The organism is Xanthomonas sp. LMG 12462 (assembly GCF_009192885.1).
Lineage (GTDB): Bacteria > Pseudomonadota > Gammaproteobacteria > Xanthomonadales > Xanthomonadaceae > Xanthomonas_A > Xanthomonas_A sontii.
The window spans coordinates 1-1,269 of sequence record NZ_NMPP01000115.1; the positions used below are offsets into that span (position 1 = coordinate 1).

Genomic DNA, 1,269 nt, shown 5'->3' on the forward strand with positions numbered 1-1,269 from the left:
GCCGCCACGCAGGCACTGCTGGCGCTGGGTCGCGGTCCAATGTCGACGCAGCATCGCGAGCGTTCGCTGGTGGCGCAGGTGCAGGCGCAGGCGGCGGCGACGCCAGAGGCGGTGGCGGTGCGCTGCGGGACGCAGTGGCTGGACTACGCGGGCCTGGAGCGTGCCTCCAACCGGCTGGCGCATGCGTTGCAGGAGCAGGGGATCGGTCCGGGCGCACGGGTAGGAGTGGCGCTGGAGCGCTCGGTGGCGTTGCTGGTGGCGCTGCTGGGCACGCTCAAGGCGGGCGCGGCCTACGTGCCGCTGGACCTGCAGCAGGGCCCGGCGCGGCTGCGGCAGATCCTGGACGATGCGCAGGTGCAACTGGTGCTGCTGGACAGCGCCAGTGCGTTCCCGCTGGCGGGAGCGGACACGCTGTTCATGGACGAGGCGCACAGCGCGGACTGGCTGTCGGCATACCCGTCCACCGCACCGGTGCTGGCCGAGGATGCGCAGCGCAGCGCCTACGTGCTGTACACCTCCGGCTCCACCGGCACGCCCAAGGGCGTGGAGATCGCCCACGGCAGCCTGCTGGACTACTGCGCGTTCGCGCGCGAGGGGTACTACGCCGGTCACCTGAGCGGATCGCTGGTGGCGAGCTCGGTGGCGTTCGACCTGAGCGTGCCGAGCCTGTACGTGCCGCTGCTCAGCGGCGGCTGCGTGACGCTGCTGCCGCCATCCGATCCGTTGCAGGGGCTTGCCCAGGCGCTGGAGGATGCAGCGGCGCCGGCATGGCTGCTGCGGCTGACGCCCTCGCACGTGCAGGGACTGCTGGGGCTGGTGGATGCGACGCCGCGGGCACAGCGGCATGTGTTCGTGATCGGTGGCGAGGCGTTCGCGGTGGAGCTGGCGCGGGCGTTGCAGGCCAAGTACCCGCAGGCGCAGCTCTACAACCACTACGGCCCGACGGAGACGGTGGTGGGGTGTGCGTGGTACGACGTGAGCGCGCACCTGGAGACGTTGACGCACACGATCCCGATCGGGGTGCCGATGCCCAACACGGGGCTGTACGTGGTGGATGCGCAGGGGCAACTGGTGCCGCAGGGCGTGGCCGGCGAGCTGTACATCGGTGGCGCCGGCGTGGGCCAGGGCTACGTGAACCAGCCGGACCTGACGGCGCAGCGGTTCCTGCCCAGCCCATGGGTGGCCGGGGAGCGGGTGTACCGCAGCGGCGACCGGGTGCGCTGGCGCAACGACGGGACGCTGGAGTACCTGGGGGGGCGGGAGGCGCGG

1 protein-coding gene is annotated in these 1,269 nt (G+C 72.2%); it reads left to right on the forward strand.

The window, feature by feature from the left end; translation table 11 throughout:
• Window positions 1–39 precede the first annotated feature (39 nt).
• Window positions 40–1,269 (forward strand): amino acid adenylation domain-containing protein (locus CEK69_RS20685; protein ID WP_152247680.1); only part of this gene is annotated, 1,230 nt, incomplete at its 3' end.